Origin of the sequence: Bacillus sp. AFS031507 (genome assembly GCF_002584635.1) — a bacterium.
GTDB lineage: Bacteria > Bacillota > Bacilli > Bacillales > Cytobacillaceae > Neobacillus.
The window spans coordinates 1-2,766 of sequence record NZ_NUOW01000095.1 but is presented as its reverse complement, the minus strand read 5'-3'; the positions used below and the strand labels follow the sequence as shown (position 1 = coordinate 2,766).

The window sequence follows — 2,766 nt, the reverse complement described above, 5'->3', positions numbered from 1 at the left end:
AAATCGCAGCCGGCTTCCTTTTTACCTTGAACCTGCTTTTGTTTTGGTACTTCCACTGCTATATGCATCCAGTATTGATTTTTGTGCCAAACGATTTCGGCACTTTTTATCTTATGGAAATCAATGTGCTTCGGTTGAGGGATCACTAAGGGGGATTGTTGTTTTCCATTGCTAAACCTGAGCTTTTTACCAGTTAATTTAATCGCTGCTTTTTTATATTTGACGGAAAAGAACTTTTTGTATTTCCAAGGATAACGCCACTGTTTCTAACCTTTTGCCCGTAACTCCCTTGTTCTTTTGCAGGTTTCTTCATGTAACTCGATGATCGATTGAATCGTTTGAGAGTGTAATTTATGTGTGGTGGCATTGTACCATTGCTTTTTTTCAGATGCACTTGTCCAAACCTTATAGGCATCATATAGCCACCAATGGAGATCTAAGCAGTCATTCCACAGATTTGCTGCTTCCTTACGTAGAGTATCAATTAATCTTCTCTCCTCGCGGTTAAACGGAGCGGAAATTTCCGAATGACAATATCTCCTTTCGATTCTTTTTTCTTCTGTTCTTTCAAGTTCTTTTTATGGGGTTCCATTTATTTTTTCACCTCTCAACAGAACATTTGTTCTGTATACTCATTATACTACTATGGAATAGAAATTGATAGTAAAAAGAAAAAAATATGGCTTATATCCCCATTTCTGAAGAAAGGGGTTTTACGCCACTATTTGATAAAAGTCCACCAATCATAAATAAAATTTTAATGAGAAAGAAATTGAACGAGATTGGTAATGGGGTTATATACTTAATTTGCTCAATTGGTTAAACTCTTTTTTTTCTCCTGTTTTCTTAGTTTTTCATACACTCTTATTGTCCAACATTAACCAGTTGGTTTGCGCTTACATTGCTGATATACTAGGAAGTGGCTGCAAAAGCCATCTGAAAAATTACTACATGGTTTGGACAATTGGCGCCGTTGTTCACACCGAATGACTTGAGTGATTGCTTTTATATTCTTTAAATCAGAAAATTCGATTAAATTTTTACATATTTATACTTGATAAAAAAGACTTTTTCACTTTATGATTGTGTTGTTTAACTCTATTGGTTCTCTTAGTTTTTTTTTGTACTTTTTCTTCAACTCCCTCAGTTTGATACGGATATCTCTCAAATGCTCACTTATTCGCAGGATTTCATAACCCTTGTAATTGGATTTACGGGTAAATGAAATGAGTTCAGATCATTTTGGCTTCGTGAAGGCATAGTTAAATAGAGGAGTCAGCTACCACTCCATATTTTACCATATAATGCACATCTCCACGCCGCCCCTGGAGGCTTTCCCTCCCATGTCTCAACGGGTCAATTGCCCTCTCATTCCTTCGTCATGCCTATCCAAGGGGTGGAGGCCAGTTATGCTATCCTGATGGGTCACCGTGCCCTTTTGTTGAAGAAACCTGGTACTCCGTGCATATTTGAAATCCTACGAATAAGACAACATTCAAAAATTAAAGTTAACTATTTTCACTGATGCTATATATAACTAATGTTTTATTTTTATGCTGATAAAGGGATTAATACTTGAATTTTATTAGGACAGTACGACTCGTTTCGTCGTGCAATTCCTACAAAAATCCTTGCTAGTTTTCCTATCAGTTTCATTATTGATTTCATTTTCTTTATCTTTTTAACTTTCACATTATGGGAATGGACCGCTTTAAATTCAGGGTTATTCATCACCAGGCTCATAGTTGCTAAGTAGAGGAAGCGGCGGAGTCTTGATCTTCCACGCTTTGAAATGACAATCTGACCTTTCCATTTACCTGAACTTGCTTCAGCTAAATGTAATCCTGCATGACGTAATAGAGAGTTTCCGTGGGAGAATCCACTTAAATCTCCTGACTCACCTAGTATCCCAGCTAATGAAATTTCACTTATTCCTTTAATCGTAAGTAGTTTTTTTGCATATGGTATTTTAGTGAGAACTTCTTTAACTTGTTGTTCAACTCTTTCGAGTTGTTTTACTGCGAGGTCATATTCTTCTAATAATTGTTCTAGATGGAATTTATAAGCATCAAGTGCTTGTCCAGTTCCAATAGAAGTTTTTGCTAGATTGATCAGTAATTGAGCTTTTTTAGGTCCTGGTTGTCTTTTCATTAATGACTTCCATCCCCTCTGGATATCTAGTGAATCCATTGAAGATATTTCATCTGGAGTTGGAAACAAACGAAGGGTTGCGATTGCTCCTTTGCACGAAACATCGTTAAACACTTGTCGCAACTCTGGAAAGACAACATCCACCCATCGATTTATTTGATTTATAGACATTACGAGACGTTTTACAACCACATCACGGTTAGACATTAGAACTCTAAGTTTCTCAAATGATTCTGAGGATGGGCGAATAAAGGAATAGTAGCCGTTTTTGACCATATCTGCGATCACTAGTGCATCTTTTTTATCACTCTTTGATTGTGTATTATCACGATTCTCTTTATTCCTTTTTACTAAGTGGGGATTGACTGTTACTACCTCAATGTTTTGGTTATATAACCATTTTGATAGGTTAATCCAGTAATGGCCTGTAGGCTCCATACCTACTATTGCTGCATCTAAGTTTTTTAATCTTTTTAAATCTTGAATCCAGTTTAATAGTTTAACGAACCCCTCTTCATTATTTTCAAATGTAATAGGATCTCCAACTACGATTCCACGGAAGTTAACTGCTCTTGCGACGTGTAGTTGTTGAGCGATATCCACACCAACAATAAG

1 protein-coding gene is annotated in these 2,766 nt (G+C 36.4%); it reads right to left on the bottom strand.

Annotated elements, in window-relative coordinates:
* Positions 1–1,551 precede the first annotated feature (1,551 nt).
* A partial coding sequence (locus COE25_RS29925) for an IS110 family RNA-guided transposase (protein ID WP_098935226.1) occupies positions 1,552–2,766 on the bottom strand: 1,215 nt, incomplete at its 5' end.